Source organism: Dermabacter hominis NBRC 106157 (genome assembly GCF_001570785.1).
In the GTDB taxonomy this organism is placed as follows: domain Bacteria; phylum Actinomycetota; class Actinomycetes; order Actinomycetales; family Dermabacteraceae; genus Dermabacter; species Dermabacter hominis.
In genome coordinates this window covers 294270-320160 of sequence record NZ_BCSI01000001.1, presented here as the reverse complement: position 1 = coordinate 320160, position 25891 = coordinate 294270, and the positions used below count along the sequence as shown (strand labels likewise).

General features: G+C 62.0%; 26 protein-coding genes. 12 read left to right on the top strand and 14 right to left on the bottom strand.

The features are described 5' to 3' along the window. Positions 1 to 34: 34 nt before the first annotated feature. Together DEHOM01_RS01460 and DEHOM01_RS09910 are read right to left on the bottom strand one after the other, a co-directional pair. Complete coding sequence (locus DEHOM01_RS01460; RefSeq protein WP_259853775.1) at positions 35 to 868, bottom strand: antirestriction protein ArdA; 834 nt, start codon at positions 866 to 868, stop codon at positions 35 to 37. A gap of 68 nt (positions 869 to 936) precedes the next feature. Continuing rightward, complete coding sequence (locus DEHOM01_RS09910) at positions 937 to 1761, bottom strand: BPL-N domain-containing protein (RefSeq protein ID WP_061211158.1); 825 nt, start codon at positions 1759 to 1761, stop codon at positions 937 to 939. 78 nt (positions 1762 to 1839) lie between these two features. Here DEHOM01_RS09910 and DEHOM01_RS09905 point away from each other — a divergent pair, with 78 nt between their 5' ends. Continuing rightward, positions 1840 to 2016 (top strand): hypothetical protein, encoded by a 177-nt coding sequence (locus DEHOM01_RS09905; RefSeq protein ID WP_156468276.1) that lies wholly within the window; start codon positions 1840 to 1842, stop codon positions 2014 to 2016. 41 nt (positions 2017 to 2057) lie between these two features. Here the strand turns inward: DEHOM01_RS09905 and DEHOM01_RS01450 are convergent, their stop codons facing one another. Beyond that, the gene (locus DEHOM01_RS01450; RefSeq protein ID WP_061211157.1) at positions 2058 to 2525 is read right to left on the bottom strand and encodes a hypothetical protein; all 468 of its coding nucleotides are present in this window, start codon (positions 2523 to 2525) and stop codon (positions 2058 to 2060) included. Positions 2526 to 3040: 515 nt separating this feature from the next. Here DEHOM01_RS01450 and DEHOM01_RS01445 point away from each other — a divergent pair. Together DEHOM01_RS01445 and DEHOM01_RS01440 are read left to right on the top strand one after the other, a co-directional pair. Continuing rightward, positions 3041 to 3457: a CPBP family intramembrane glutamic endopeptidase gene (locus tag DEHOM01_RS01445; RefSeq protein ID WP_016664119.1), complete on the top strand. Its 417-nt coding sequence runs from the start codon at positions 3041 to 3043 to the stop codon at positions 3455 to 3457. A 4-nt stretch (positions 3458 to 3461) separates the two neighbouring features. Beyond that, positions 3462 to 4055, top strand: coding sequence for a TetR/AcrR family transcriptional regulator (locus tag DEHOM01_RS01440; protein ID WP_016664118.1), 594 nt, complete (start codon positions 3462 to 3464; stop codon positions 4053 to 4055). Between the two features lie 164 nt (positions 4056 to 4219). Here DEHOM01_RS01440 and DEHOM01_RS10175 read toward each other — a convergent pair whose 3' ends face one another. From DEHOM01_RS10175 to DEHOM01_RS01425, 4 genes are all read right to left on the bottom strand, one after another. Further along, a complete protein-coding gene (locus DEHOM01_RS10175; protein ID WP_232049727.1) occupies positions 4220 to 4507 on the bottom strand; it encodes a GNAT family N-acetyltransferase in 288 nt (95 codons plus the stop codon). Further along, positions 4494 to 4694: a hypothetical protein gene (locus DEHOM01_RS10170; RefSeq protein ID WP_227909832.1), complete on the bottom strand. Its 201-nt coding sequence runs from the start codon at positions 4692 to 4694 to the stop codon at positions 4494 to 4496. The genes DEHOM01_RS10175 and DEHOM01_RS10170 overlap by 14 nt, the downstream gene beginning before the upstream one ends. Before the next feature lie 191 nt (positions 4695 to 4885). Beyond that, the gene (locus tag DEHOM01_RS01430) at positions 4886 to 5323 is read right to left on the bottom strand and encodes a type II toxin-antitoxin system VapC family toxin (RefSeq protein ID WP_016664116.1); all 438 of its coding nucleotides are present in this window, start codon (positions 5321 to 5323) and stop codon (positions 4886 to 4888) included. Beyond that, positions 5320 to 5553, bottom strand: a complete 234-nt coding sequence (locus tag DEHOM01_RS01425; protein WP_016664115.1) for a FitA-like ribbon-helix-helix domain-containing protein — start codon at positions 5551 to 5553, stop codon at positions 5320 to 5322. The genes DEHOM01_RS01430 and DEHOM01_RS01425 overlap by 4 nt, the downstream gene beginning before the upstream one ends. A gap of 116 nt (positions 5554 to 5669) precedes the next feature. Here DEHOM01_RS01425 and DEHOM01_RS01420 point away from each other — a divergent pair, with 116 nt between their 5' ends. Further along, a complete protein-coding gene (locus tag DEHOM01_RS01420; RefSeq protein WP_256365641.1) occupies positions 5670 to 6338 on the top strand; it encodes an IS3 family transposase in 669 nt (222 codons plus the stop codon). Between the two features lie 3 nt (positions 6339 to 6341). Here DEHOM01_RS01420 and DEHOM01_RS01415 read toward each other — a convergent pair whose 3' ends face one another. From DEHOM01_RS01415 to nrdI, 5 genes are all read right to left on the bottom strand, one after another. Then, a complete protein-coding gene (locus DEHOM01_RS01415; RefSeq protein WP_082738631.1) occupies positions 6342 to 7172 on the bottom strand; it encodes an Abi family protein in 831 nt (276 codons plus the stop codon). A gap of 222 nt (positions 7173 to 7394) precedes the next feature. Beyond that, the gene (locus DEHOM01_RS01410) at positions 7395 to 8615 is read right to left on the bottom strand and encodes an ATP-binding protein (protein ID WP_061211155.1); all 1221 of its coding nucleotides are present in this window, start codon (positions 8613 to 8615) and stop codon (positions 7395 to 7397) included. 215 nt (positions 8616 to 8830) lie between these two features. Further along, positions 8831 to 9859, bottom strand: coding sequence for a class 1b ribonucleoside-diphosphate reductase subunit beta (gene nrdF / locus DEHOM01_RS01405; protein ID WP_016664111.1), 1029 nt, complete (start codon positions 9857 to 9859; stop codon positions 8831 to 8833). A gap of 102 nt (positions 9860 to 9961) precedes the next feature. Then, positions 9962 to 12136, bottom strand: coding sequence for a class 1b ribonucleoside-diphosphate reductase subunit alpha (nrdE, locus tag DEHOM01_RS01400; RefSeq protein ID WP_016664110.1), 2175 nt, complete (start codon positions 12134 to 12136; stop codon positions 9962 to 9964). Continuing rightward, positions 12133 to 12648, bottom strand: coding sequence for a class Ib ribonucleoside-diphosphate reductase assembly flavoprotein NrdI (nrdI, locus tag DEHOM01_RS01395; RefSeq protein WP_019174207.1), 516 nt, complete (start codon positions 12646 to 12648; stop codon positions 12133 to 12135). Before nrdI ends, nrdE begins: the two co-directional genes overlap by 4 nt. 225 nt (positions 12649 to 12873) lie before the next feature. On the opposite strand from nrdI, the gene DEHOM01_RS01390 reads away from it, so the two are divergent. Together DEHOM01_RS01390 and DEHOM01_RS01385 are read left to right on the top strand one after the other, a co-directional pair. Beyond that, on the top strand, positions 12874 to 13158 hold the full coding sequence (locus DEHOM01_RS01390) for a transposase (protein ID WP_016664108.1): 285 nt from the start codon (positions 12874 to 12876) through the stop codon (positions 13156 to 13158). Continuing rightward, positions 13128 to 14009, top strand: a complete 882-nt coding sequence (locus tag DEHOM01_RS01385) for an IS3 family transposase (protein WP_082738630.1) — start codon at positions 13128 to 13130, stop codon at positions 14007 to 14009. The genes DEHOM01_RS01390 and DEHOM01_RS01385 overlap by 31 nt, the downstream gene beginning before the upstream one ends. A gap of 219 nt (positions 14010 to 14228) precedes the next feature. On the opposite strand, the gene DEHOM01_RS01380 is transcribed toward DEHOM01_RS01385, so the two are convergent. Both DEHOM01_RS01380 and ychF read right to left on the bottom strand, forming a co-directional pair. After that, positions 14229 to 15302, bottom strand: a complete 1074-nt coding sequence (locus DEHOM01_RS01380) for a type I restriction enzyme HsdR N-terminal domain-containing protein (protein ID WP_061211154.1) — start codon at positions 15300 to 15302, stop codon at positions 14229 to 14231. Continuing rightward, the gene (gene ychF / locus DEHOM01_RS01375; protein ID WP_061211374.1) at positions 15299 to 16402 is read right to left on the bottom strand and encodes a redox-regulated ATPase YchF; all 1104 of its coding nucleotides are present in this window, start codon (positions 16400 to 16402) and stop codon (positions 15299 to 15301) included. Before ychF ends, DEHOM01_RS01380 begins: the two co-directional genes overlap by 4 nt. An 89-nt stretch (positions 16403 to 16491) precedes the next feature. On the opposite strand from ychF, the gene DEHOM01_RS01370 reads away from it, so the two are divergent. The 6 genes from DEHOM01_RS01370 (at position 16492) to DEHOM01_RS01345 (ending at position 25880) form a co-directional block, all read left to right on the top strand. Next, positions 16492 to 17691 carry a DNA recombination protein RmuC gene (locus DEHOM01_RS01370; RefSeq protein ID WP_061211153.1) on the top strand — a complete coding sequence of 400 codons (1200 nt, stop codon included), beginning with the start codon at positions 16492 to 16494 and terminating at the stop codon, positions 17689 to 17691. A 127-nt stretch (positions 17692 to 17818) separates the two neighbouring features. Next, a complete protein-coding gene (locus DEHOM01_RS01365; protein WP_061211152.1) occupies positions 17819 to 22417 on the top strand; it encodes a lamin tail domain-containing protein in 4599 nt (1532 codons plus the stop codon). A gap of 175 nt (positions 22418 to 22592) precedes the next feature. Beyond that, positions 22593 to 23846, top strand: a complete 1254-nt coding sequence (gene xseA / locus DEHOM01_RS01360) for an exodeoxyribonuclease VII large subunit (protein WP_061211151.1) — start codon at positions 22593 to 22595, stop codon at positions 23844 to 23846. 21 nt (positions 23847 to 23867) lie between these two features. Next, positions 23868 to 24137 carry an exodeoxyribonuclease VII small subunit gene (locus DEHOM01_RS01355; protein WP_061211150.1) on the top strand — a complete coding sequence of 90 codons (270 nt, stop codon included), beginning with the start codon at positions 23868 to 23870 and terminating at the stop codon, positions 24135 to 24137. Positions 24138 to 24240: 103 nt separating this feature from the next. Then, positions 24241 to 24954, top strand: coding sequence for a DUF969 domain-containing protein (locus tag DEHOM01_RS01350; protein ID WP_061211149.1), 714 nt, complete (start codon positions 24241 to 24243; stop codon positions 24952 to 24954). Further along, positions 24951 to 25880: a DUF979 domain-containing protein gene (locus tag DEHOM01_RS01345; RefSeq protein ID WP_061211148.1), complete on the top strand. Its 930-nt coding sequence runs from the start codon at positions 24951 to 24953 to the stop codon at positions 25878 to 25880. The genes DEHOM01_RS01350 and DEHOM01_RS01345 overlap by 4 nt, the downstream gene beginning before the upstream one ends. Positions 25881 to 25891 lie beyond the last annotated feature (11 nt).

The window sequence follows — 25891 nt, the reverse complement described above, 5'->3', positions numbered from 1 at the left end:
CCAGTTCACCAAATCTGGCTGCGGGGCTCTTATGTCACAGGTCTCGGAATACGAACACCCCACCGTCGGGTGCGGGTATGACGGTGTGGTCGAACAGCAGGTCGCGGGTCCATGATTCCCAGTTGAAGTACCGCTGAGCCTCCTCGGGCCATCCGTCCATTAGACCGGTGTCCTCAGCGAGCTGGGCGGCGAAGTCGTCGAAGCGCTCCCACTGCCCGCAGTAGCGCTCCTCGAAGTCGGAAGTGCTGGGCAGGCAGCGCCCCACGGAGGTGTAGTTACCCGACTCCACCCAGGCGCACAGCGCAGGCCACAGAGTCTCACCGACCTCCTCGTGGACCTCACCCCACTCGGCGACCTCGGCAAGGCCCATCTCGCAGGGCACCGGGATGTTCTCGTGGTCGAGGCACCAGACCTCCTCACAGCCCGTGTACGGGCCGCCAGCGTCCCCGTGGAGCTGGGCGAGGGTGACGTCGGCGGCGTCGGTGCCGGCGGGATGGAACTCGACAGGGCTCGCGAGGATCTCGTCGAAGCCCATCGGCGTGACCGTCTCGTACACGACGTCGACGATGTGCTCCCCGTCGACCACCGGCTGGCCCCGCCAGAGGTTGCCCGGCTTCATGATGGCGCCCATCGACTCCGAGATCCACCAGCCGTGGACGTTGGCGCGGGCCCGCTCGCACACGAGCCATGCGCCGTTGAGGGCTCCTGCCGACGAGCCGTACACCGCGTCGAAGGCCGCCAGCAGGCCGCGTTCCTCCAGCTCACAGATCATGCTGCCGCCGTGGGCTGCTCGCGAGCTGCCGCCCTCGAGCACCACGGCGAGGCGGGCGTCGTCGTCCCGGTGCAGCGGACGGGAGCCCGCGGCCATGCGGGTGCGGATGAGGTTGAGGACGGGGTGCACGGCCCCATCCTGCCGCGCCGAACCGGCGCCCGGGTTCATGGCACGAGCTGGCGCACCAGGGGCAGGGCGTAGGCCCAGTCGTCGCCGTCCTCGTCGATGAGTCCGCTGCCCTTCAGCCAGGTGCCGTCGGCCTCGGGGTGCGGGCCGATCAGGCCGATGCGGCCCTGCCCGAGGACGTAGCGCGCCGCGGCGATGTCGCCGGTCTCGTAGCGGGCATGCACGACGGCGCCACGTTCGGGCAGTCGGGCACCTTCCTGGAAGTACGTCCACCGTCGGGTGCCGTCCCAGGTGACCGCGACCAGGTGGTCGGCACTGTCCACCACGGGAAACCCCGGCGCCCCGACCTCACCGTCGATCTGCCTTGGGATGAGTCCGAACCCGTCGTTGCCAGCCAGGTAGGCCCCCATGCAGACGCCCAGATAGCGGCCCCCGCCGCGCACCCACTCCTGCAGCGCCTCGACGAACGGTGCGGGGAACTCGGCGGCGGCTGCCGGGATGTCGTCGCCGCCGCCCGGCTGGACGTACAGGTCGATCCCGTCGAGGGCCCCCGCGTCCAGCGCAACCTCCTCGTCGGGGCCGACGAAGGTCACCTCCATGTGCAGCGGCGCGCCCGCGAGTCGTTCCGCGAGCGTCTCGGCGCAACCGTCGCATCCGGCTGAGCCGCGATACACGGCAGCGACGGTCGGTCGCGGCGTCGGTTGCTGGGCCGGAGGCGTCGGCGAGGCGCACGACGTCAGCCCCGCGGCGACCGGCACCAGTGCGGCTCCGGTGAGGAACCCGCGACGGGTGGCGCGGGCGGGCGGACGGCAGGACGACGCGCCCGCAGCGGGGCTGCGCTGGTCAGTCGTCGCGTGGTCCATGGGCCACATGGTTATTGGTCGCTGGCGTCGTCACCAGTGACTACTCGACATCCAACCTGAACAACGGCTGGTGATGGCGTGGATCGATCTGCCTTCGCTGGAGGTCAGCGCCTCGGAGCAGTACTACGCCAGCATCGATCGCGGCTCGGTTCGCTTCATCAACGGGACGAGGACTTCGACGCTGTGCTCGACGTCGACGGCGACGGCGTGATCACCGACTACCCCCTCGCCCGAAGGATCGAAACTGGCGCCTGACAAGGGCAACCGGCGAGCATCCCCGCCAGCCGGGACGGTGATCACTCGAACCGGCGCAAGGTACACCAGTCGGGGACGCTGTCCGTCCGGTAGTAGTGGACGAAGATGTCGCCGGCCTGTTGCGCAGTGAAGACCTCAAGCTTCGGAACCGTCTCCGCCCGACCTCGCCAACGAACCTCCAGCTGCGCGGCTCCTTGTTCGTCGGAGCCCCTGCACCCGAGCTTGTACAGACCCAGCTCGCCCGAGGCATCGAACTGGCTCACTTCGACCATCATTGCCGTCGCTGCCCCCGCCGCCTGCAGGAAGCACAGTGGCCACCCGGAGGCCCGGGGACCCCACAACCGCGTCCCCTCGGGGAACCGTGCCAGGGAGACGGCGAACTCCTGCTGACCATCCATGCCCGACAGGACGCGCCGCAGCATCGCCTCCGGATCGAGCAGCTTGCACACTTCCGTCACGGACGCGCCGCCGTTGAGCGTCAGTGCATGCGTGGGATCCCAGGAACCCATACAACCCTCCTTCGAGCAATCAGCGGTGCAGCGAGCACCAAGTATAGCCAGACCAATGACCCGCGAGCGGAGCACGCCCGCAGGCACGGCGTCGCTCATCGAGCCGCAGGACCAGCGGCCCTGCGGCGACGGGCGGGGATTGTAAGAGGTAGCCCGTACGGTCGGCGACACGGGTGAGGTCAAGGAGAATCCCGGGCATGCACCACGATGGATACGGCCAGTCAGGAAAAGGCTGGAAGAGCTGGCAACCGCCGGCGGCAGAGCCGAGCGAGGCAATCACAAGCGTAGAGAGATTCGCTCCTACTGGTGCCGAGACTGCCACGCCTACCACCTCACCGGCAAGCTCCTGAGGTGATGCTTGGAGCGACGAAACCAGGTTCCGACACCGGGGACACGCTGGGCGTTGAGCGAGGCCGCGTCGCAGCTGCACCGCTTGGCTCCCCGAGGTGCCGTCACAGCCCGTTCAGAGCACGGGGACAACTCCGACGAGATCGCTTGACAGGGGGTCCCCCCTGATGGCAGCGGCGTACCTGTCGCTGTGGATCGCCGTGGGCTTCAACGAGGAGATCTGGTTCCGGGGTCTGTTGCTCGCCGCCCTGCGGGGGCGCGGCGACCGGTTCGCGATCGTCGCAGGCGCAGTGATCTTTGCACTCCTCCACCTCGGCAACATCTTCACCGGCCAGCCAGTCGTCTACATCGTCGGCCAGCAAGCGCTCGCCCTGCTCGTGGGGATCGTCCTCGCGGGAATGGTGATCGCATGCCGGAGCCTGTGGATCGGGATCATCTGGCACGCGGTCTATGACTACGCGGCCTGGCTGACCGGGGATTCGGTCGACACTGCAGGGCTGATCAGCCTGTTCGGCACCCTGGCCCTGCTGGCAGTGCAGGCGGTGTGGTGGTGGCCCCGCACCACCCAGGCCGAGGCAGAATGAACCCATGGAACTGACCTCACGGCAGCAGGCCTATGCCGACGCGGGCCTGGCCGTCATGGCTCGCGACGGCATGGGAGCGGTGTCCTATCGCAGCGTGGCCGCAGAGGCGGGAATGTCGCTCGGGGCGGTCCAGAAGTCCTTCGCCACCAAGGACGAGCTGCTCCAGGCGATGCTCGCCCGCTTCCGTGCAGCCGCGGCGGCACCGGCTGTCGCCGTGCCGAGTCAGCCGACGCTCGTGGACTGGCTCGTCGCCCTGACGCTGCAGATCCTGCCACTCAACGAACGGAGCCGCCGCCAGGAAATCGTCGCGACGGGATTCGGAAACCTGGCGCACACCAATCAGGCCTTTTCCCTCGCACTGCGCACGGAGGATGCCGAATTGGTGGGGCGCATCGCGTCACTCATCGGACGCGCCATCGCGGAGGGCGAGATCCAGCCCGTCGATCCAACCCGCGCGGCACGCATCTGGCTCGCCCTGGTGCAGGGATATGGCTCGCAACTGCTCTATGACCCACGCACGGCTGACGCCGTCGAGGAAGAGCTCCACATCGCCTTATCGGCGCTGTTCAGACGCGCCGATCGCGTCGAGTCGGCGTAGCCACCTGCACAATGCCCCTGCGGCCCCTTGCTCCAAGTCGCAGCAGCCAACTACACACAAACCGGAACTCGACCGGGTCGCCACGATTAGGGGCAGTCAGGTGGATCTTGGAAGGCTCGCCACAGGGCAGCTGACCTCAGGCCTTACATGCCGCTGCCACAGGGTCAGACGCCTGTGCTCACCCACCGTCTCTCACCGTCGACCACATCGGTCGGGACCATGCCCAGCTTCGCAGCTACCGCCTGCGAGGCCAGATGATCGGGATTGATATGCGCAGCCACACTGTGAACTCCACGTTGAACGAGCCGATCGACCAGCAGCTGCGCGGCCCGCGACGCATAACCGTGGCCCTGCCACGGCTTACCGACCACCCAGGCAATCTCGGCGGGTCCGCCATTCTTGGGAACAGTGGCTTGCACATATCCGATGGGCTGGGCGTCAAGCAGCACCACCAAGTTGATCCAGTCCTTCGAGCCATCGAGGGAGCAGCCCCGAGTCTGGATCGCGTACGGCCGCTCGAGCTCCGTAGCGCTCGGCGGACCCACCGGTGAACTCGTACAGCGATGGGTCCGCCAGCACTTCGGCCATCACCTCCGCGTCATGGACCGACAGCTCACGAAGGTGCACAGCGTTGACCATCAGGAGCATTCCAGCACCAGGATTCACCCCCAAGCAAAGCATTCCCCACGCTTCTGGGGCGGCGAAGCATTCTGGGTGCCGAGGGGTCGTGGCAAGCGAGCCTTAGGCGGCCCGCAAGGGCTTGATCGCAGCGATCTCATCGATTGCCCGATCCTGCGCAAGCTCTAACCAAGGCCCGCGACGAGCCCGAGTCACGAAGCGGGGTGCGAAGTTCCTGTCCACGGATCAAACAAGGAGACACCGGTCCTCAGGAAGTCCTTGATGTTGCGCGTCGCACAGACCGCTCCCCGGGCTCGACAGATCGCCGCTATCTGCGCATCCCCAGTCGAGACCGGAAGACCAGCCGCTTCTCGCTGGGCCAGGGTGTCGGCATAGTGCGGAGCCGCCACGGCATCGAAGGCAAGAATCGCACCGGTGTCGCGATACGGACGCAGAGCACCCTCAACCGCCCCAGTGAGCTCGGTCTTTCGCCTACCATCAGGCAACCTGCGCAGGCCCGCCAAGAGCTCAGCCAGAGTGATTGCGGTGATGGCAACGTCATCAGTGACCGATTCCAGCCATTCCACGACGTTCACTTCCGGACGCGGCCTGAGCACCTCGGAGACGACGTTCGTGTCGAGAACGATCACGAGAAGTCCACTACGCGGGCGCGGTCAGAACGTTCGGGAATCGGCAAGTCTTCGACCCCACCGGCCAGCTGTCCCGCACGCAACAGCGCGAGCCCAATGTTTGGACGGGTCGCCGCCCGCGTCAGGATGTCACGAACTTCCGCCTCCATGGAGCGACCATGCTCCCTGGCCTGAGCAGCCAAGCGAGCCTTGACCGACTCATCAAGCCCACGGACGACAATGGACGACATCACGATCACCTCCCGAAGGTGCTTGCACTCATGCTATCACCCCAACATCAGCTCCAATCGGACTGGCCCCGGAGCCGCCGGCGACCGCCTCACACGTTGAACCGGAACTCGACCACATTGCGCTTAACCGTAAGACTGTGGCTAAACGGATGTGCATGATGGGGATTGAGGGGATTTCACCGCGGGCCTTTGTCCCGGTGACAACGATTCAAGCTAAGCGTAAGTCCACGCTTCCTGACCTGGTCAAGCGCATGTTTGATACTGGTGAGCTCAACCGGGTGTGGATGTCAGATATTACCTACTTGCGCACCGGTGAAGGCTGGTTGTACTTGTGCGCGGTCCGCGATGGCCATTCCCGCCGGGTGCTGGGCTGGGCTATGGATAGCGTTCAAGATACTTCCCTGGTCGAGCGAGCCCTGCGGATGGCGCACACGTTGCGTGGTGACGTTCCTGATGGGCTGGTGTTTCACGCTGACCGCGGAGCTCAATTCACTAGCGAGCAGCTCTGGGAGGTTTGCCGCAGCCTGAGCATTGCTCAGTCCGTGGGGCGTACTGGTGTGTGCTTCGATAACGCGATGGCTGAGTCGTTCTGGTCGACGCTTAAAACCGAGTTCTACGACCGTAAGCGCTGGACGACCCGTGATGCTGCACGCAAGGCCGTTGCCTACTGGATTGAAGTCGTCTACAACCGTCGACGCCGACATTCCGCACTCGGTATGGTCAGCCCCGTCGACTTTGAGAACCAAATTGGTCTAATCACTAGCAGAAAAGGAATAGCTGCCTAACCACTAGGTAGCTCCACTACGTGTCCACGATTTGCGGGTAACCCCACCGCTTTGCCCCTTCGGGAGACAAGACAGTTCTTGTATCGTTCGGAAAGCATTCGTCGCTGCCGGGGTGAAGTGGCGGTTCCATACGCGGCCGTGATGTGCACCTGTGTTTCGCAGAACGGTGAGTTGTTCGCACCATCGAGCGAGGGGATCTTGGTTGTAGTAGCTCTTCTTCTGCTTAGAGTTCAATCGATCGACGTCGCCAAAGAAACCGAAACTGTGTGCAATACTCCGCTGATCATCAAGAGTGAGGCCATCAAAGAGGATGGAAATATCGGAAAAATCAAGGACATCAGCAAGAACCCAGAATGGGTAATCCCCGTAGTTGACACTGTAGTGAGCCACAGCGCGGTTACGTTTTCGCTCGCGATCCACACGCTTCTCAGCAGTCTCTAGCCAGTCTTGATGCCGGAAATCCTCACGAAAGATACCTGGATCTTTGTAAGATAAGGCTCCTTTCGCGACGAGTAGTTCGCCGATCCGTGCACGTAGCGCAACCTCAATCCGCTCAATCCCATCGTAAATAAGTGTGCGCATTTTACGGTCGAATTCGTAGAGAGCGACTATTTCTTCGAACTTCGTGCCTCGCACAAAGCTGTCGGCGCGTTGCGGCTGTTTGGGGTCTTCAGGCTCTGGGAGAATCCGGTAGGCGTACCAATACCCGGACAGCCTGTAGTAAGAGACGCTAGACAGCCACTGCCTTGCTAGGGATTCGTTGAGCTCCATCCCTCGTGAGCGCATGAGGGCAATCTGCACTTCAACCGTGGTGGGATTTTTGATCTTCTTCATCGGGTTTTCATGCCTCGAAAGAAATCCAGCCCGTCTCCAACCTGATGGTCGAAGCGGGCTGAACGATTACCTAAATAATGCCACGGCCCCAGCGCGTTGGGTGGCCTCATTTGGCTACAGGAGCATGACGGCTAGATCGAGAAAAACAAAGACCGGCCCTGGGCTCCCACCAAAATGGGTAGCGGTACCGGTCATGTTGGTATTCAGGCTAGGCGATGACACCTAGCTGTGCAACGGTGAGGGCTCGACAAGCCACTCGATAATGTTTTTGTGTTGGATCCCGTCGCGGCTCATGTCGAACTGGTCCATGCTCAGCACGGTTTTCGGGAAGTTGTCGGTAACCCCGCGAAAGGCACCGAACTCGCGGTCGACGGTGTTTTGGCTGCCGAGCAGGTAACTCACCTGGAAGTACTCAGTGTCGGAACCTTTGCGGGCGATGAAGTCAATCTCGCGCGCGCCGGCTCTTCCGACACTTACCTCGTACCCGCGCGCAAGCAGCTCCACGCACACGATGTTTTCGAGGGTCAGCTCAATGTCGGCCTGGTTCGAAAGGCCGAGCGTTTCACGAAAACCGTGATCCACCGCATAGTACTTCTCAGTTGCCCGAAGCCTCGCCTTCCCCGCAATGTCAAAGCGCGGAACCCGATAAATCAAGAAAGCGTTCACGCAAAACTCAAGGTAGTTCAACACGGTATCAACCGAAACGGTGCGCCCCTCGCTTTTGAAAAAACGCACCAGTGACTGCGCCGAGAAGGTTTTTCCAATATTTGCGAAGCAGTAACCGACGATGCGGTGAAAAATGTCGACGTCGCGGATCTGGTGATACTCAATCACGTCTTTGAGCACAACCGAGTTGTACACCGAGTCAAGGTAGTCGAGCGAGGGTTCCCGGTCGAGGTTGAAGTATTTCAACGCCGGGAAACCGCCGAACTGCACAAAGTGCTGGAAGTGTTCGCTCAGTGTGCGGTCGCTTTGGCGGTGCAGCTCGACAAATTCCGCAAACGAAAACGGTTGGATCAAGAACTCAACGTAGCGACCGGCAAGATGTGTGACGAGATCACCGGAAAGCATGCGCGAATTCGACCCGGTGACATAGATATCTGCGTCATAGTCGACGCGGATCGCGTTGATGGCTTTCTCCCAGTCGGCGACCTGCTGAATTTCGTCAAAGAAGAAATACGCGCGGGTGTTTTTGTTGAGGTTTTCGGCTTCGATGCGCCGTAGCAGCGCCGCTGCGTCTGTGATGTGAAGCCCGTCAGCGGACTCAAAATTCATCGCAAACACTTGTGGATCAGCGCTGCCCGCGCGAATCACTTCTTGCAGCTGCTGCAGAATCGTAGATTTGCCGCAGCGACGCACACCGGTGAGCACCTTCACGAGGGGTTTGTCGATAAAGGGCTGGATCCGCGAAAAGTATCTCGGGCGTTCAATGATTCTGTCCACCACAAACCTCCCTGTCTTGTCGAGTATAGTCGACAAGCTGCTACTTTGCGGAGGTTTTGTCGATCATAGTCGACAAGAATCGCGCTGGCTCGGGCACAAAACAGCGCACCGCGGGAAGGTTGCCGGCGTGTGCCAGCGTCCAACCCGCGGTGCGCTATTCGGACGGTGCGGCCCGAATCGAGCCGCTGAGCCCTCGAGCCGTTAAGCCCTTGAGCCTAGAAGTCCCAGTCGTCGTCGGTGGTGTCTTCGCCCTTACCGATGATGTAGCTCGATCCTGATCCACTGAAGAAGTCGTGGTTTTCGTTGCTGCCAGGTGACAGCGCCGCGAGAATCTCAGGGTTCACTTCGGTCTCTTCAGCGGTAAACCGCGACGGGTAACCGAGGTTCATCAGCGCCTTGTTCGCGTTGTAACGCACGAACACGGCAACGTCGTCCATCAGGCCGAGCGGCTCGTACAGCTCACCCGAGTACTGCAGCTCAAGCTCGTAGAGCTCTTCCAGCAGGTCGAAGGTGAACTTGCGCATCTCTTCCTGACGCTCTTTGCTCTGCGTCTCGAGTCCGCGCTGGTACTTGTAACCAGAGTAGTAACCATGCACTGCCTTGTCACGCAGAATCAGGCGGATCATGTCTGCGGTGTTCGTCAGTGTCGCGTGCACCGAGAAGTGCAGCGGCAGGTAGAACCCTGCGTACAGCAGCAGCGACGACAGCAGCGTCGAAGACACTTTACGCTTGAGCGGATCATCGCCGTAGTAGTGGTGCAGCACCTTCTTGCAGCGTTCCTGCAGCAGATCGTTGGCAACTGCCCAGCGGTAGGCGTCGTCGATTTCCGGGGTGCTCGTCAGCGTTGAGAACACCGAGGAGTACGAGCGGGCGTGCACCGACTGCATGAACGCAATGTTGGTGTAGACGGCCTCTTCGTGTTCGGTGCGGGAGTCTTGGATCTGCACGATCTCACCGACAGTTGCCTGCACGGTGTCGAGCATGGTCAGACCGGTGAAGACGCGCATCGTGAGGGTGCGCTCTTCCTGGGTCATTTTCTGCCACGCGGGGATGTCGTTTGACAGCGGCACCTTCTCTGGCAGCCAGAAGTTCGCGGTCAGACGGTTCCACACCTCGAGGTCTTTGTCGTCGGTGACGCGGTTCCAGTTAATGGGGCGCAGCCGCGCTGCCGGGTCGTGGCGGTACGACGGCGGGGTGACCGAGATCTCTTGCAGCGGGCGGTCGGTGTTCAACGGATCAGTCATAGTTCAATAAAGCTCTTTCACTAGTGGTGTCTGGTGGTCAGTGCGCGGAGTGCGCGGACGGCGCGCGGTGCGCCCGCGCGCGCAGCACGGGCGCGAACGCGACTACAGCGCGCAGGAAACGCAGCCTTCGATCTCGGTTCCCTCGAGCGCGGGCTGGCGCAGGCGGATGTAGTACAGCGTCTTGATGCCCTTGCGCCACGCGTAGATCTGCGCGCGGTTGATGTCGCGAGTGGTCGCCTCGTCTTTAAAGAATAGCGTGAGCGACAGACCCTGATCCACGTGCTTGGTCGCAGCAGCGTAGGTGTCGATGATCTTCTCGGCGCCGATTTCGTAGGCGTCTTCGAAGAACTCGAGGTTGTCGTTTGTCATGTGCGGAGCCGGGTAGTACACGCGGCCGAGCTTGCCCTCTTTACGAATCTCAATCTTCGAGGCGATCGGGTGGATCGAAGCCGTCGAGTTGTTCACGTAGCTAATCGACCCGGTCGGTGGCACCGCCTGCAGGTACGCGTTGTAGATACCGTGTTCGCGGATCGACTCGCGCAGCTGTTCCCAGTCCGCAACCGTCGGCAGCGCAACTCCAGCCTCGGCGAAGAGCTCACGCACCCGCGCGGTTTCTGGCACCCACTCCTCGGCCGTGTAACGGTCGAAGTAGCTGCCGTCAGCGTAGTCGCTCTTCTCGAAGCCCGCGAAGGTCGCACCGCGGTCAATCGCCAGCTGGTTCGAAGCGCGCAGCGCGTGGTAGGTCACCGTGCGGAAGTACGCGTCGGTGAAGTCAATTCCCTCTTCGCTGCCGTAGTGGATGCGCTGCGAAGCGAGGTAGCCGTGCAGGTTCATCTGGCCGAGGCCGATGGCGTGTGACGCACGGTTACCCTCGGCAATTGACGGCACCGCCTGAATGTCGGTCTGATCCGACACACTCGTCAGCGCCCGCACCGCAATCTCAACGGTTGCGCCGAAGTCCGGGCTGGCCATTGCCTGCGCAATGTTCAGCGAGCCGAGGTTGCACGAAATGTCGTGACCGATCGTCTCGTACCCGATTGCGGCGTCGTACTCAGAGGCGGTGTTCACCTGCAGAATCTCCGAGCACAGGTTCGACATGTTGATGTGCCCCTCGAGCGGGTTCGCACGGTTCACAGTGTCTTCGAACAGCACGTACGGGTAGCCCGACTCGAACTGCAGCTCAGCGAGGGTCTTGAAGAACTCGCGCGCGCTGATCGTGGTCTTGCGGATCCGCGGGTTCGCGACGAACTCGTCGTAGCGCTCGGTGATTGACTGATCCGAAAGCGGAATACCGGTTTCGCGAAGCACATCGTAGGGGCTAAACAGGTGCATATCTTTGTTCTGCTTAGCCAGTTCGAAGGTCACATCCGGAATCACAACCCCAACCGACAGGGTCTTAATGCGGATCTTCTCGTCAGCGTTTTCACGCTTCGTGTCGAGGAACCGCATAATGTCGGGGTGGTGCGCGTGCAGGTACGCAGCGCCTGCGCCCTGGCGAGCGCCGAGCTGGTTCGCGTAGCTGAAGCTGTCTTCGAGGATCTTCATCACGGGAACAACACCGGAAGCCTGGTTCTCGACCTGCTTAATCGGGGCACCCGCCTCGCGGAGGTTTGACAGCAGCAGCGCCACACCGCCGCCGCGCTTGGACAGCTGCAGCGCAGAGTTAACGCTGCGGCCAATCGATTCGAGATTGTCTTCAACGCGCAGCAGGAAGCACGACACGAGCTCGCCGCGCTGTTTCTTACCCGCGTTCAAGAACGTCGGAGTTGCCGGCTGGAAACGGCCCGAGAGGATCTCGGTGACCGTCTTCGAAGCCAGTTCCTCGTCACCCTGACCGAGGAACAGCGCCGTGGCAACAACTCGCTGCTCGAAGTTTTCGAGGAAGAGGCTGCCGTCGAAGGTTTTCAGCGCGTAGGAGGTGAAGAACTTAAACGCACCGAGGAAGGTCTGGAACTTGTGCCCGAAAGCGTCGGCCTGTTCGTGGAGGCGCTCGACGAAGTCCTTGTCGTAGGCGCGCAGGTATTCGGCTTCGTAGTACTCGTTTTCGATCAGCCACTCCAGGCGTTCCCACACCGAAGCGAACTGCTTCGTGTTCGGGATGACCTGCTGGTTCAGGTAGGCCTCCGCCGCTTCGTGATCCTTGTCAAACTGGATCGACCCGTCCGCCGCAAACAGGTTCAGCTGGGCGTTGAGCGCGTGGTAGTCCTTCCGCTCGCCGACCCCGCCAACCCGTGCAGTGTTGGGGGTGGTTGTTTCTGATGGTGTGGCGATCGTCATGCGACGTCCTCCTCATTTGCTTCTGCTTCTAATGTGTTCTGTCGTGCCCAAAATTCGTCTAAACCAGCCTTGACTCGAGCAACGTCGCGGTTGGTGCCAAGAAGTTCAAAGCGGTACAGCTCAGGAACTTTGCACTTGGCTGAGATGATCGGTCCTGCGATGCAGTAGTGCTCACCGAAGTTGGTGTTCCCCGCGGTAATCACGCCGCGGATCAGCGCGCGGTTTGCAGGATCGTTCAGGAACGTAATCACCTGCCGCGGCACCGCCCCGGCCTGCGCTCCGCCGCCGTAGGTCGGAACCACGAGCACGTAGGGCCTGGTCACTCGGATCATTCCCTCTGTGCGCGGTCGGAGTGGGATCCGCACCGCCGGGCGCTCGAGCTTCTCGACGAAGCGGAGGGTGTTCTCCGAAACGCTCGAGAAAAACACCAGGTCAGGTGAATCTTGCCCCTCGAGCACTCGCACCTCCGCGACGCTTCGTGTTCGGCCTTCCCTGCGTTCACTCATCAGCATGTTCTCCTCTCAGCATTTGCACCTCAGCAATCCCACCCCTACATCTAGTCCTGACCCACATTGCGGGCACCACATATAGTGGTTAGCACGAATAATCTCACAAATCTACGACACGCCGAAGTACAGACTACGTCATACCGAACCTGGAGTGCTCTAGGTTTTTAGGTCCAGGTGACTTGAGTGCTGTCCATTGATGCCCTGCCTGTGGGTGGGGAGAATGGATGAATGGTGAAGAAATTCAGCAAGCATACTCCCGAGCAGATTGTTCGTAAGCTCGATAGGGCGCGGGAATTGAAGGAATCGGGATCAACTACAGCTCAGATCCTGACCACGTTGGGGATTAGCGAAGCCACGTTGAACAGGTGGCAGGCTACCTATGGGGCGATGACCAAGAGCGAGGCGAAAGAGCTCCAGCGCCTGCGCGAGGAAAACACGCGCCTCAAACGCCTCCTAGGTCAGGCAGAGCTGGAAAAGGCTGCGTGGAAAGAATTGTCGGAGGGAAACTTCTAAGCCCAGCTCGCCGCCATGATGCCGTCTGGCATCTGGTCGGGCTGGGCTACTCCCAAAGACTTGCCTGCCAGATTGTTGGGCTCTCTCGCAGTGCTTACCGGCGCGCTAGGACCCGCGAGAACAAGCCGGATAAGTACGCGGACCTACGGGCGTGGATGCACGACTTCGTTAAGGATCATCGCCGGTGGGGACACCGGCGCGCCTGGAGAAACGCCCTCGCCGAAGGGTACGGGATATGCCGCGAGACTTTCCGCAGGATCTGGCGTGAAGAGGGCTTGCGTGTCTTGCCTAGGAAGAAGCTCAAGCGTCTAGCTGCCGATACCCATCGTGATGTTCCTGCCGGCCAGTACCCGAACAACGTGTGGGCGTTGGACTTCCAGTTCGATTCAACCTGGCACGGCAAGACAATCAAAATCTGTAACATTATCGATGAATACACCCGCGAACACCTCGCCTTCACGGTCGACAAGAACATTAACGCGGTCTCGGTGACCGAACTCCTTGACGTGGCTTGTCTGGAGCACGGCGGGCGCCCGCGGGTGATCCGGATGGATAACGGGCCCGAGTTCATCGCTCATGCGCTCCAGGAGTGGGCAGCCGAGGGTGAGACAATCCAGGCATTCATCCCACCAGGCCAGCCCTGGCATAACGGGTTCGTTGAGTCTTTCCATAACCGGATGAGAGACGAACTCTTGGAGGACAACAGTATCGAGAATCTCGAGCATGCCCGCCTACTCGTGGCCCAATGGTCATCACGTTACAATAACTTCTATCCGCATTCCTCACTCGGCTACCTCAGCCCACGGAAATACGCGGAACAATGGAAACAAGAAAACACGGTCAACACTTAAACCGAGTGGGCCTAATTCTTAGGCCACTCCACTCGACGCCCCAGGCATAAGGGCGTTGGTATTCAGGGATGACAAACTCGTAGTCTCCATCATTAAGTAGCCTGCCGACGCTTATTTCCTTTGCATCGAGCTGCCTATTTTCGCCAGTCATTACTTGCCCCTAAGTCGTCGGTTGGATGGCATTCTCTCAAATTGCTCATGGATTGCGGAGTGAACCAGTCAGGCGGCCAAATCGTAGCTCGCGCGCGTTTGTATCCGTCGTGGAATGAAAGTTTCAAGTATGAGGTCTTTGTCGCTGGGGTCCAGCATCTCGACCATCATGTTGCAGACGTTGCGGGGGGTGAAGAACTCTCCTCGGTCCCCGCGAAGGTTCGAACCTACGACCTCTTCATACGCCTTACCCTTGACGTCCACATCGGAGTCAAGCAACGAGAACATCTGAAGCTGCGTGACAATGTATGCCAGAACCTTAGGGTCGAGTTCGATTTGCTCGACTGGTTTGAAAATCTGAGGGTACTGAGTCTTGACGTTCTCGAATAGCTTCCCGATCCGCGAGGAGCACCGCATCAGGCCAGTCATGTTCTGACGTTCCTTAGGTGTTGCGTAAAACTGCGGCGAGCTGGAATCACGTTCATCCTGGATCTTGCAAAGTATGAGCTTCAGCAGCTCCCAGAACGCCTCCGGCTTTTGCATCCCCTGATTACCAGCGATATAGCTGTGAGCCCTCCGGAAAGCAAACAGCAAAGAGTCCGATGCAGCCGGGCGCAGTTGGTCGAAACGCGGCGTGCCCGCCTCAGCACTGTCACCACAGTGGGGAATGTCAGGGATCTCAACGGAGACCCGCTGGCCAGACGTCCCCGTTTCAAAGGCGTAGCTCGCCATATCCTCACCGTTGGTCCACATGCCGACTTCGACGTTCGGACATGCGGCCATGTAGCTGAGCATCTGTTCGACACCGTCCTTCTTCATTGAGGGACGGACCTTGGCGCTCTTGCACTCAATGATGAGCCAGGCAGTTGATTGGGTCTGCTCTGACGCCCGAAGGTCGGGCGGGAACACCACGATGTCGACGCGGACCCGTCGACTACCGAACTTGATCGGGAATTCGACCCGAATGTCGCGTTTGTCGTACCCGTACTCGCGCACGAGCGACTTGAGGATCTCCTGACGGACATACTCCTCGGGCGTGTCCTGCCTCAACGTGGCGCCGTCGATGAAGTCGAGCACTTTGCCGGGCGGGACAATCGCAAACCCGCCATGCGGCGCATCGCTCTGGACAACTGGGCGGCTCACCTTCTACCGCCAGACGTTAGTCCTGATCGAAACTCGACCACGTCTCCGTCGCGCATAACGTAGTCCTTGCCCTCCATGCGCACCTTGCCGCGGGCCTTCGCCTCTTGCATGGAGCCGGCGTCGTCGAGCTCGTCGAAAGACACGATCTCGGCTTTGATGAAGCCGCGCTCGAAGTCCGTGTGGATCACGCCTGCCGCTTGGGGCGCCGTCCATCCCTTGTGGATGGTCCAGGCACGCGATTCCTTGGGCCCAGCCGTGAGGTAGGACTGCAGGTTGAGGGTGTCGTAGCCGACCCGGGCAAGCTGGTCGAGGCCGGATTCCTCCTGGCCCGTTGAGGCGAGCATCTCCGCAGCTTCGTCGGCCTCGAGCTCAATGAGCTCGCTCTCAAACTTGGCGTCGAGGAAGATCGCTTCGGCAGGCGCGACGGCCCTGCGCAGCTCCTCCTGCATCGCGGTGTCCGCGAGCCCTTCTTCATCGGTGTTGAACACGTAGATGAACGGCTTGGCGGTCATGAGTTGCAGTTCTTTGAGGAGCGACACGTCGATCCCGGCGCCGTCGACCCCCTGGAAGAGGGTGCTCCCGGATTCGAGGAGCTCTTTGGCCTTGAGCACCTCGGGAAGGATCGCGGCATCGATGACCTTGCGCTTCGTGTCTTTCTCGAGGCGCGGAAGGGCGTTATCGATCGTCTGGAGGTCGGCGAGGATGAGCTCGGTCGAAATCGTCTCCATGTCACCCGCGGGAGTCTCGGAGCCGGGAACACGCGTGACGTCGGGGTCACTGAAGGCGCGGGTGACCTGGCAGATTGCATCGGCCTCGCGGATGTTTGCGAGGAACTTGTTGCCGAGGCCTTCGCCTTCGCTCGCGCCCTTCACGATGCCGGCGATGTCCACGAAGCTCACGGTTGCGGGCAGGATCTTCTCGCTGCCAAAGATTTCGGCGAGTCGCGCGAGACGGGGGTCCGGAAGCGGCACCACACCGACGTTCGGGTCGATCGTCGCGAACGGGTAGTTCGCCGCGAGCACCTCCGCACGGGTGAGCGCGTTGAACAGGGTCGATTTACCAACGTTGGGCAGGCCAACGATTCCAATTGTCAAAGCCACACCCTTCATTCTAGGGGCAGGGTCCGACGCTTGCCTTCCTCAGGGCGTGCCGCACTTTAAATGTCTCACCCCCGTGGTGAGGTAGAAGCATGAACTTTTCGACTCTTGTGACCGTTCTACTTCCGTTGCTCATCGGGGCTGCTCTCGGAGCCGCGGTCATGTGGATCCTCATGCGCGAGCGGGTTCGCGCGGCTGAGGCGAGGGCTTCGGCAAACGGAACCGACATCGAAGCGCTCGCGGCACGCGCGGTTAGCGCCTCGAGCACGCAACTGCTGCAGCTCGCTTCGGAACGCTTCGATCGCGATTCGGCTCGGCGCGAAGCAGTCGATGCGGCACGCTCGGAGCAGCTTGCCCGCACGCTCTCCCCCATTTCGGAAACCCTCACGAGTTTGGAACGCTCGGTTGCGCGCACGGAGGCGGCCCGTCAAAAGGCCGACGGTGACCTCGCTTCGCAGTTGAAGAATCTCTCGGAGCGCACACGCGATCTGGGCATGGAGACGAACGCCCTCGTCACCGCCCTCAAAGCCCCCACGAGCCGGGGCCAGTGGGGAGAGGTGCAGCTGCGACGCATCGTCGAGGCTGCGGGCATGCTCGAGCACACGGACTTCACCGAGCAGCTCAGCGGGAAAAACGTGAGCGGAGAGAAGAACCAGCGCCCCGATCTCGTCGTTCATTTGAGCCACGGGCGCACGATCGTCGTGGATGCAAAGGCTCCGATGGATGCGTACCTGCGTGCTGCCCAGGCCACGGAGAAGAGCGAACGGGCGAAATACCTCGCGGAACACGCGCGGGCATTGCGCTCGCACGTCACGCACCTCAGCTCGAAGTCGTACTGGGCCTCGCTCGGCGACTCCCCCGAATTCGTGGTGCTATTTGTGCCGAGCGACGGTCTTCTCGCGGGCGCGCTCGAGGCGGATCCAGGGCTGCTCGATGGCGCCTTCACGCTCGACGTTGTGATCGCCTCCCCCGCCACCCTCATGGCGCTTCTTCGTACCGTCGCCCACACGTGGCGCACGGACGCACTGAACCAGGACGCCCTCCGCGTGCTCGAAGCAGGTCGAGAGGTGCATAAGAGGCTCGGCACTCTCGGAGGGCACCTTGCGAAACTCGGCCGTTCGCTCGATTCGTCGGTGCGGGCATTCAACAACGCGGTGGGTTCGTACGAGGCGCGAGTAATGCCCGCGGCACGCTCAATGGAAGAGCTTCACATCGTCGGTGGCACCCTCGAAGGAGTCGAACCAGTGACCCAGCTCGCACGCGATATCGATCCGTCAAACCTGAATGCCTGATTTCCACTAGTACATGGCGAGTACAGCAAATAACAACCGTTGCTTTACTGATTTGTTAATGTTCCGGAGCAATTTGGAGGGCGCTTCCCCGCAAATTCCCAACAGGCACTTAGCGAAAGTGAAGGGCATGACTCCTCAGTCGCGCGGCACGCGCCGCACTCCCGCCATTTACTCCAAATCCCTCGCCGCAGCGGCACTCGGCTTGACTCTTGTCGCGAGCCCCGCAATCGTCCCCGCCGGCATCACCCCCTCAACGATGAACGCCGCCCAGGCAGCTCCAGCGAGCACCTGGCCGCTCGTCGTCACCGAGATCGCCCCGAACAACGCGAGCGACGACCACTACGAATTCGTCGAGGTCACGAACACGACCGACAAATCCCTCACGATCGGTAAGGGCGGCTACTCGCTCGCCTACATCTACGAGGACAGCACTAACACCGCAAAGGACGTTGCCCTCGCACCCGAGAAGCCGATCGAACTGGCCGCCGGAGAGACCGTGACCCTGTGGCTGAGCTACACGAGCGATGACGGCAAGGTCGATTCGGCCGCGCACACCGTCGAAGAGTTCCGCACACAGTGGGGCATGGATCCGAACGCGCGCGTCGAGCGCATCACCGGCCAGTCGGGTATGGCGAACGGCGGCAACCGCGGCATTCGCGTTCTCGACTCGAACGGCGCCGAAGTCTCGCGCTCGTTCTACCCGAAAGGCTCGGTCGCTGAGGGCAAGTCCGCACAGTTCCGTACCCCTGCCGACGCGAACACCAAGAGCCTCGAAGTTCTCGAGGGCCCGGCTGCTCCCACCGCTGGCAAGGTTGACCCGAAGCAGCTCGAGAACCGCGGTGCAGAGCCTCAGCCCGAGAAGCCGGCTGAGCCCGCCCCCACCGAAGACGTCCCCGGCCCGGCGGCCGATACGACCGTCGGCCAGCTCCTCATTACCGAGCTCGTTCCCGATTCCACCAACACCGGCGAGGGCGACGGCTACGAATTCATTGAAATCTACAACCCCACTACCAAGCCGATCAGCCTCGCTGACTACCAGGTCGCCTATCAATACCCCGGTGAGGGCCGGAAAATGGGCAACCAGGCCGTGTGGCCCATGGAGCCTGCCGATAAGGTCGTCGAGCCCGGCGGCACGGTGGTCGTGTGGATCAAGAACGGCCACAACGACGACAAGACCGTCGAAGACTTCGCCAAGCACTACGGTGTTGACACAAATAGCCTCACCCTTGTCGAGTCCCACGTGGGCGGCATGGCCAACGGCTCGCTTCGCGGCATGGAGATTCAGACCCGCACGGGCCAGACCGTAAGCCGCGTCTTCTACAACGAGGACGGACGCGACGACACCCAGGCAGATCAGGGCATTCACTACGCGGTCAATCCCGAAAACTTCCAGGTGAGCGAGATCGGAGAGATCTCGAAAGCGACGCCTGGACAGGCGGCTCCCGCGAAGGTTCCCTCGAAGCTCGTGAAGCTCAACGAGGACACCGAAAAGCCAGCTCTGGTGGATCAGACCGCAAAGTCCCTCGACCCGACAAAGGACGCCCAGATCACGGTCAAGGCGACCGATAACGTCCAGGTTCGTCGCCTCACCGTCTCCCTCCAGTCGAACACCGACGATAAGCCGATGGTCAAGGACCTCCTCGCGAACGAGGATGGCACCTTCACCCTCACGATCCCCCAGGCGGACCTCACGGGGAAGAAGTACTTCGAGTACTCGGTTGAGGCCTCCGACGGCACCAACATCGCCAATATTCCGGTGACTCGCGTTGCGGTCGACGGGGCCGAGCAAGGCCCGGTTCGCCTTAACGTCTCGGAAAAGCAGTACGTGAGCGGCACGACCCGCCTCTCGGTTGCGAGCGATAACGAGAACGACACTCGCACGCTTGCCGTTGACGGGACCGAGGTCAACGCGGATATTCCCTCGCTCGAGAAGGAGCCCGTCTTCGCCATCGACGCCACGCAAACCGATGCGTTCTTCCGCAACGGAGTGCTCGTCAAGGACGAGATCCTCACGATCTTCGACAAGGGTTTCTACGAGAACTGGGAAACCGTGACCGCCGATATCCCGCTCAAGTACGTCACGAAGGGCGAGTCACTCCAGGTTGACGTCGCGGCGGGCACCAAGGCAAAGCCCGGCATCGACCCGGACGAAAACAACGACGACTTCAATGCCCGCAACGCACGCCTCATCCTTCCGGACGGGCGCACCTTGCGCGCGGCCGACTACCCGGGCGCGGAAGGCACAACGGTCCCGGTCAGCGATCCCACCCAGATCATTAACATGGGCGATTCGAAGGGGAAGGTCGAGATTCTCAACGCGACGTTCTCGATCCCGGACGATGCATTCACCGCGAACGCCTACCAGTGGGACACCACCAAGGTCGCTGACGGCGAACACAAGGTTCTCGGTAGGAATGCGGCCGGCGACACTGTTGAGACGACCGTCATCGTTGACAACACTGCCCCGACGATCACGTCCTCGATTGAGGATGGCTCCGAGCAGCGCGGCGAGTTCACCGTGGACTTCGAGGCGACCGATGCCGGTTCCGGCGTCGCGAGCACGTCTGCGACCTTTGACGGCGAGAAGGTCGCATCAGGCACGAAGTTCTCCTCGCTTACCCTCGCGGCGGGCACGCACACGCTAACGATCGTCTCGACGGACAAGCTCGGTAACGAGTCGAAAAAGACGATCACGTTCACGACGCCCGTCGAGCAACCGTCGGCCACCCTTGATACGGCGGATGGCGCGGGCCTGAACGTGTGCGTAGACGATTCGCTCTCGGCGACCGCGACAGACCCCAGCAAGGATGACCTCTCGGTCTCCTTCCGTGAGGGCTACTCGACCTCGCTTAGCGAAGGTACGCTCGCGGGCACTGCGGGAAGCGTCCACGACGCCGATCAAGCAGACCGCAAGGGCGATGCGCTCAAGGCGGGTGAGATGACGACCGCGGGTTCGGCACTTCCCTTCCACGAGTTCTCGACCGCCGTGCCCAAGGGCGCAGGCGAAGACTCGGAAGTTCGCGTGAGCTGGACCGGTGCCTCAAACAAGGGACAGCGCGTGCGTCTTCTCGTGTGGAACACCAAGACGAACAGCTGGGAAGAATCCCAGTCGCTCCTCACGGATAGCGAATCTGGCGAGGCGAAGCTCGAAGCGATCGTCCCGCTCAAGGATCACAACGTGGATGGCGAGATCAAAGCTCTCGTTCAGCAGGGTGTTGGATACGCCGGTGCAGACCTCTCCAATCGTGCGGGAGCGGAGCCCGGCGAGCACGCCGACGACACCCCGCGTTCGGACTACGACTACACGTTCGCGTGGGAGACCGACACGCAGTACTACAACGACGATGCGAAGATCTACCACCACCAGCGCGCGATCCACGACTACCTCCTGCGCGTGCGCGAGAAGATGAACCTGCAGTACCTGTTCCACACGGGCGACATCGTCGATAAGTTCCCGAACGATGAGGGGTGGAAGCGCGCCGACGAGACCTACAAGGCTCTCGATGACGCGAAACTCCCCTACGGCGTGCTCGCAGGCAACCACGACGTTTACCACCAGGCGGGCGACTACTCGAAGTACAGCAAGTACTTCGGCGAGAAGCGCTATGAGAGCAACCCTTGGTACGGCGGTAGCTACAAGGACAACCGCGGCCACTACGACCTCATCAGCGCCGGGGGCCAGGACTACATCGTCCTGTACATGGGATGGGGCCCGGGCGATGAAGAGATCGAGTGGATGAACGAGGTGCTCAAGAAATACCCGGAGCGCATCGCCTTCATCGAGCTTCACGAGTACATGCTCACGACCGGCGGCCTCGGCCCGATCCCGCAGCGGATCTACGACGAAGTCATCGCGACCAACCCGAACGTGCGCGCGGTCATGAGCGGCCACTACCACGACGCTCACACGCGCGTGGATAAATTCGATGACAACGGCGACGGCACCCCGGACCGCACCGTAACTCAGATGCTGTTCGACTACCAGGGCCTCGCCGAGGGTGGCCTCGGCTACCTCCGCCTCATGCACTTCGACAACGAAAAGGGCCGCATGATCGTGCGCACCTACTCGCCGTCGCTCAAGGACTATGACTCAGAGGATCCGAGCTTCGAGCCGATCGACCAGGAGTTCGAGGTGAGCTACGGCGATCTTGGCCTCACGCCCGAGAAGAAGACCCTCACGACCGCCGAAGCTCGCATCGACGTTCTCACGACCAAGGAATTCGGTCACAAAGACAGCGTTGCCTCCGGCGACACCGTGAGCGTCCCCGCGAGCGACCTGCCCGAGGGCGAGTTCTCGTGGTACACGCTCACGACCGACCCGTACGGCGCGAAGCACTACAGCGAGGTGCGCAACGCCTCTGTGACGAAGACCGAGTGCGGCCAGGATGACGGCACGACAGTCGACCCAGACGGCACGGTCAAGCCCGGCGAGGGCGGCAAGCCCGGCGAGGGCGGCAAGCCCGGCGAGGGCGGCAAGCCCGGCGAGGGCGGCGAGCCCGGCGAGACTGAAACCGGCAGCACGGGCAACACCGGCAACGCCGGTTCTGGCAAGGGGCATCCGGGCGAGGGCTCGCACGGGTCCGACGCTTCCACCGCCACTGGCGCTAAGGAGCACTCGACGGGGCTCCCCCGCACGGGTGCCGAGGTGATGGGCATTCTCGCGGCGGGTCTCGCGCTCGTCGCGGGTGGCGCCGCGGTTCTCCGCTCGCGCCGCGTCTCGCGCTGATCGCCATAAGCCCCGCCTGAGCGGGCGCTTCCCGAAGGCCGGCGCTACCCGAAAGAGGGTGGCGTCGGCCCTTTGTAGTGCTTTGGTTACCCACAGCGTTGGGCGGAGCCCACGCAAGCCGAGGATGGTCTGGCACAGTAGAGACATGCACGAAAGAGGCGTGGACCTACACCACATGAACGCACTCGAGGGAGGAGAGCCCCCAGCGCTGCCGGCGACGGCGGCGGAAACGACCGCGGAGCGCCCTTGGCCCGTGGGGCTGCTCAGCCAGAAGGTGCGCGATTACGTGAACCGCATGAGTGTCGTGTGGGTGCGCGGCGAACTGGTGCAGGTCAGCCGGGGCAAAGGCGCACTCGTATTCATGACTCTCCGCGATACCGACATGGATGCGAGCTTCTCGGTATCGATGCGTGCGAGCGCGTTTGCGCGCCTGCCCCTCGAACCGCAGCAGGGCAGCGAAGTGGTGGTGCAGTGCAAGCCGACGTTCTGGGGGCGGCGTGGAACGCTCCAACTTGAAGCCGCCGATATCCGCGCGGTAGGAATCGGCGATCTGCTCCAGCGCCTCGAGCGTCTCAAGAGGGCCCTCCACGACGAGGGGCTTTTCGCCCCGGAGCGCAAGAAACCCCTCCCGTTCCTCCCCCGCACGATCGGGCTCATTTGCGGACGTAAATCTGCGGCGGAGCGCGACGTCATCGTCAATGCCGAGAAGCGCTGGCCGGCGGTGAGGTTCGAGACGCGCGAAGTCGCCGTTCAGGGCACACGCGCCGTCGGCGAAGTCAGCGAAGCACTGCGTGAGCTCGACGCGCGCGAGGACGTAGACGTCATCATCATTTCCCGCGGCGGTGGCTCACTCGAGGATCTTCTCCCGTTCTCGGATGAATCCCTCGTTCGCCTCGCCGCGGCCGCTCGTACCCCTATCGTGTCGGCCATTGGACACGAGATCGACACGCCGCTACTCGACCTCGTCGCCGACTATCGCGCATCGACCCCCACCGACGCCGCGAAGAGCGTTGTTCCCGATATGGTCCTCGAACGCGCGCAGTTGGGCGATGCACGCCGTCGCTCGCACGCGGCGCTCTCCTCGCGTCTCGAGCGGGAGCGGGAAGCACTTGCCACTGTCCGAGCCCGCCCCGCATTCGCACAGCCGCACACGATGATCGACAGCCACGCGCAAGTGATCGATGGCGCGATTGCCTCGGCTCGCGCAACCATTGCGATTGCCCTCGACCGCGCCAGTGAGCGCGTGCGGGCCCTCGCCGATCAAGCCCGGGCGCTCTCACCACTGCATACACTCGAGCGCGGCTACGCGGTCGTGCAAAGCACGAATGGAGCCGCGCTCACCGACCCGAGCGAAGCACCCGAGGGTACTCGCGTATCAATCAGGCTCGCAGGCGGCCGCCTAGCAGCGACCTCCCTCGGCGAGGAATAACGAACTGTGAAGGAAAAAGCCATGGAAAGCGAAGACACCACTAGCGAACCGCAGCAGCTGCCCGAGGATATTCAGGCGCTCGGCTACGAGGAAGCGCGCGACCAACTGTTCTCGATCGTGCAGACCCTCGAGCGCAACCAGAGCGGGCTCGAGGAATCAATCGCGCTGTGGGAGCGCAGCGAGCTTCTCGCACGGCGATGCGACGAGTGGCTTGACGGCGCACGCGAACGACTCGACCGTGCGACGGACCGTCAACGGCAGACCGATGACGAGGTTACCGAGCGAGAGTAGAGCCGCCGTGGGCGTCTCACGCCTGTGCACGACTCGACGTCACCGTTTTGTAACGACTAGAGTGACTGCGCACACTTACTTACCGTTATGAGAAAGGCTACTCATGGAGTACCTGAAGCTCATCGGCATCGTGATTATCGTGGTGGGCTTCGTGCTCAAACGAGACACGCTTGCCGTCGTGGTCGTAGCCGGTCTGGTTACTGGCCTCGTGGCTGGGCTGAGCCCTATGGAACTGCTGACCCTTCTCGGCCAGTCGTTCACCGATCAGCGCGTTGCTACGTTGTTTATCCTGACCCTGCCCGTCGTCGGCATCTGTGAGCGCTACGGCCTCAAACAAAAAGCCGTGGACCTCATCGGATCCGTCAAGAACGCGACGACCGGCACTGTCCTTTCGCTCTACCAGCTGATTCGCGCGGTCGCGATCGCATTCTCGGTTCAACTCGGCGGCCACCCGCAGTTCGTGCGCCCGCTCATTTCACCGATGGCTGAGGGCGCTGCCGAGGCGAAGTTCGGCTCGATCACCGAGAAGCAGCGCGACTCGATTAAGGGCGCCTCCGCCGCTGCCGATAACTTCGGCAACTTCTTCGCGCAGAACCTGTTCCTCGGTGCACCGGGCGTTCTGCTCATCGTGTCGACAATGGCGGAGCAGGGCTACACCCAGGTCACCCCGCTCTCGGTGGCACTGTGGTCGATTCCCGTCGCGATCGCGACAATGATCTTCGGCGTCGTGCGCAACTTCCTTCTCGACCGCCGCCTTCGCACCGAATCGACCTCCGGCACTGCATCGGCCGGCACTGAAGGGAGCGTGAAGGCATGACCCCCGATATCGTGATCGGCGAATTCTTCTTCATCCTCGTCGGCGTGATCTTCGCGATCACAGGCGGCCTGTGCGGGAAAGATGCCGCACTCAAGAACCGCATCCCGGCGGCATCCTTCTGGTTCATTCTCGCGTTCGCGTTTATCGCCGGTCCTTGGGTACCGGCGTGGCTCATCGGCATCTGCGTCATTGTGCTTGCCACGATCACCGCCGTGTGGGGTGTAAAGCCCGCCGCGGTGGATCGCCCCGACCCCGCGCACATTGAGGAACGCGCTTCGAAACTCGGCTACAAGGTCTTTATTCCTGCGCTGTCCCTCGCTGTTTTCGCGCTCGTCGCGGCAACCGTGTACCAGAAACTCGAGATGCCCACCTACCTCGCGGTGGGGACCGGCGCCGTGCTCGCCACCGTCGTGGGGCTCGTCGTCACGAAGGCGCCCGCAAAGTTCGTGGCAGTCGATGGTGCGCGCCTCACGATGGACGTCGGGCCGGTGGGGATCCTGCCCCAACTTCTCGCAGCGCTCGGCGCGGTGTTCACCGCCGCGGGTGTGGGCGAGGTCATCGCGAACACCGTCGCCAAGGTCATTCCTGCGCACAATCCCCTCATCGGCGTCATCGCCTACTGCGTGGGGATGGCCCTGTTCACCGTGATCATGGGCAACGGCTTCGCAGCGTTCTCCGTGATTACCGTCGGCATCGGTATCCCGTTCGTCGTCGCGCAGGGTGGAAACCCGATCATCGTGGCAGCGCTCGGCCTGACCGCAGGCTACTGCGGCACACTCCTGACCCCCATGGCCGCCAACTTCAACGTGGTTCCCGCGGTCTTGCTCGAGATGAAAGACAAGTACGGGGTCATCAAGTCTCAAGCCGTGACTGCCACGCTACTTTTGCTTGTGCACATCGTGCTCATGTACACCCTCGCGTTCTAATTGGAGGAACA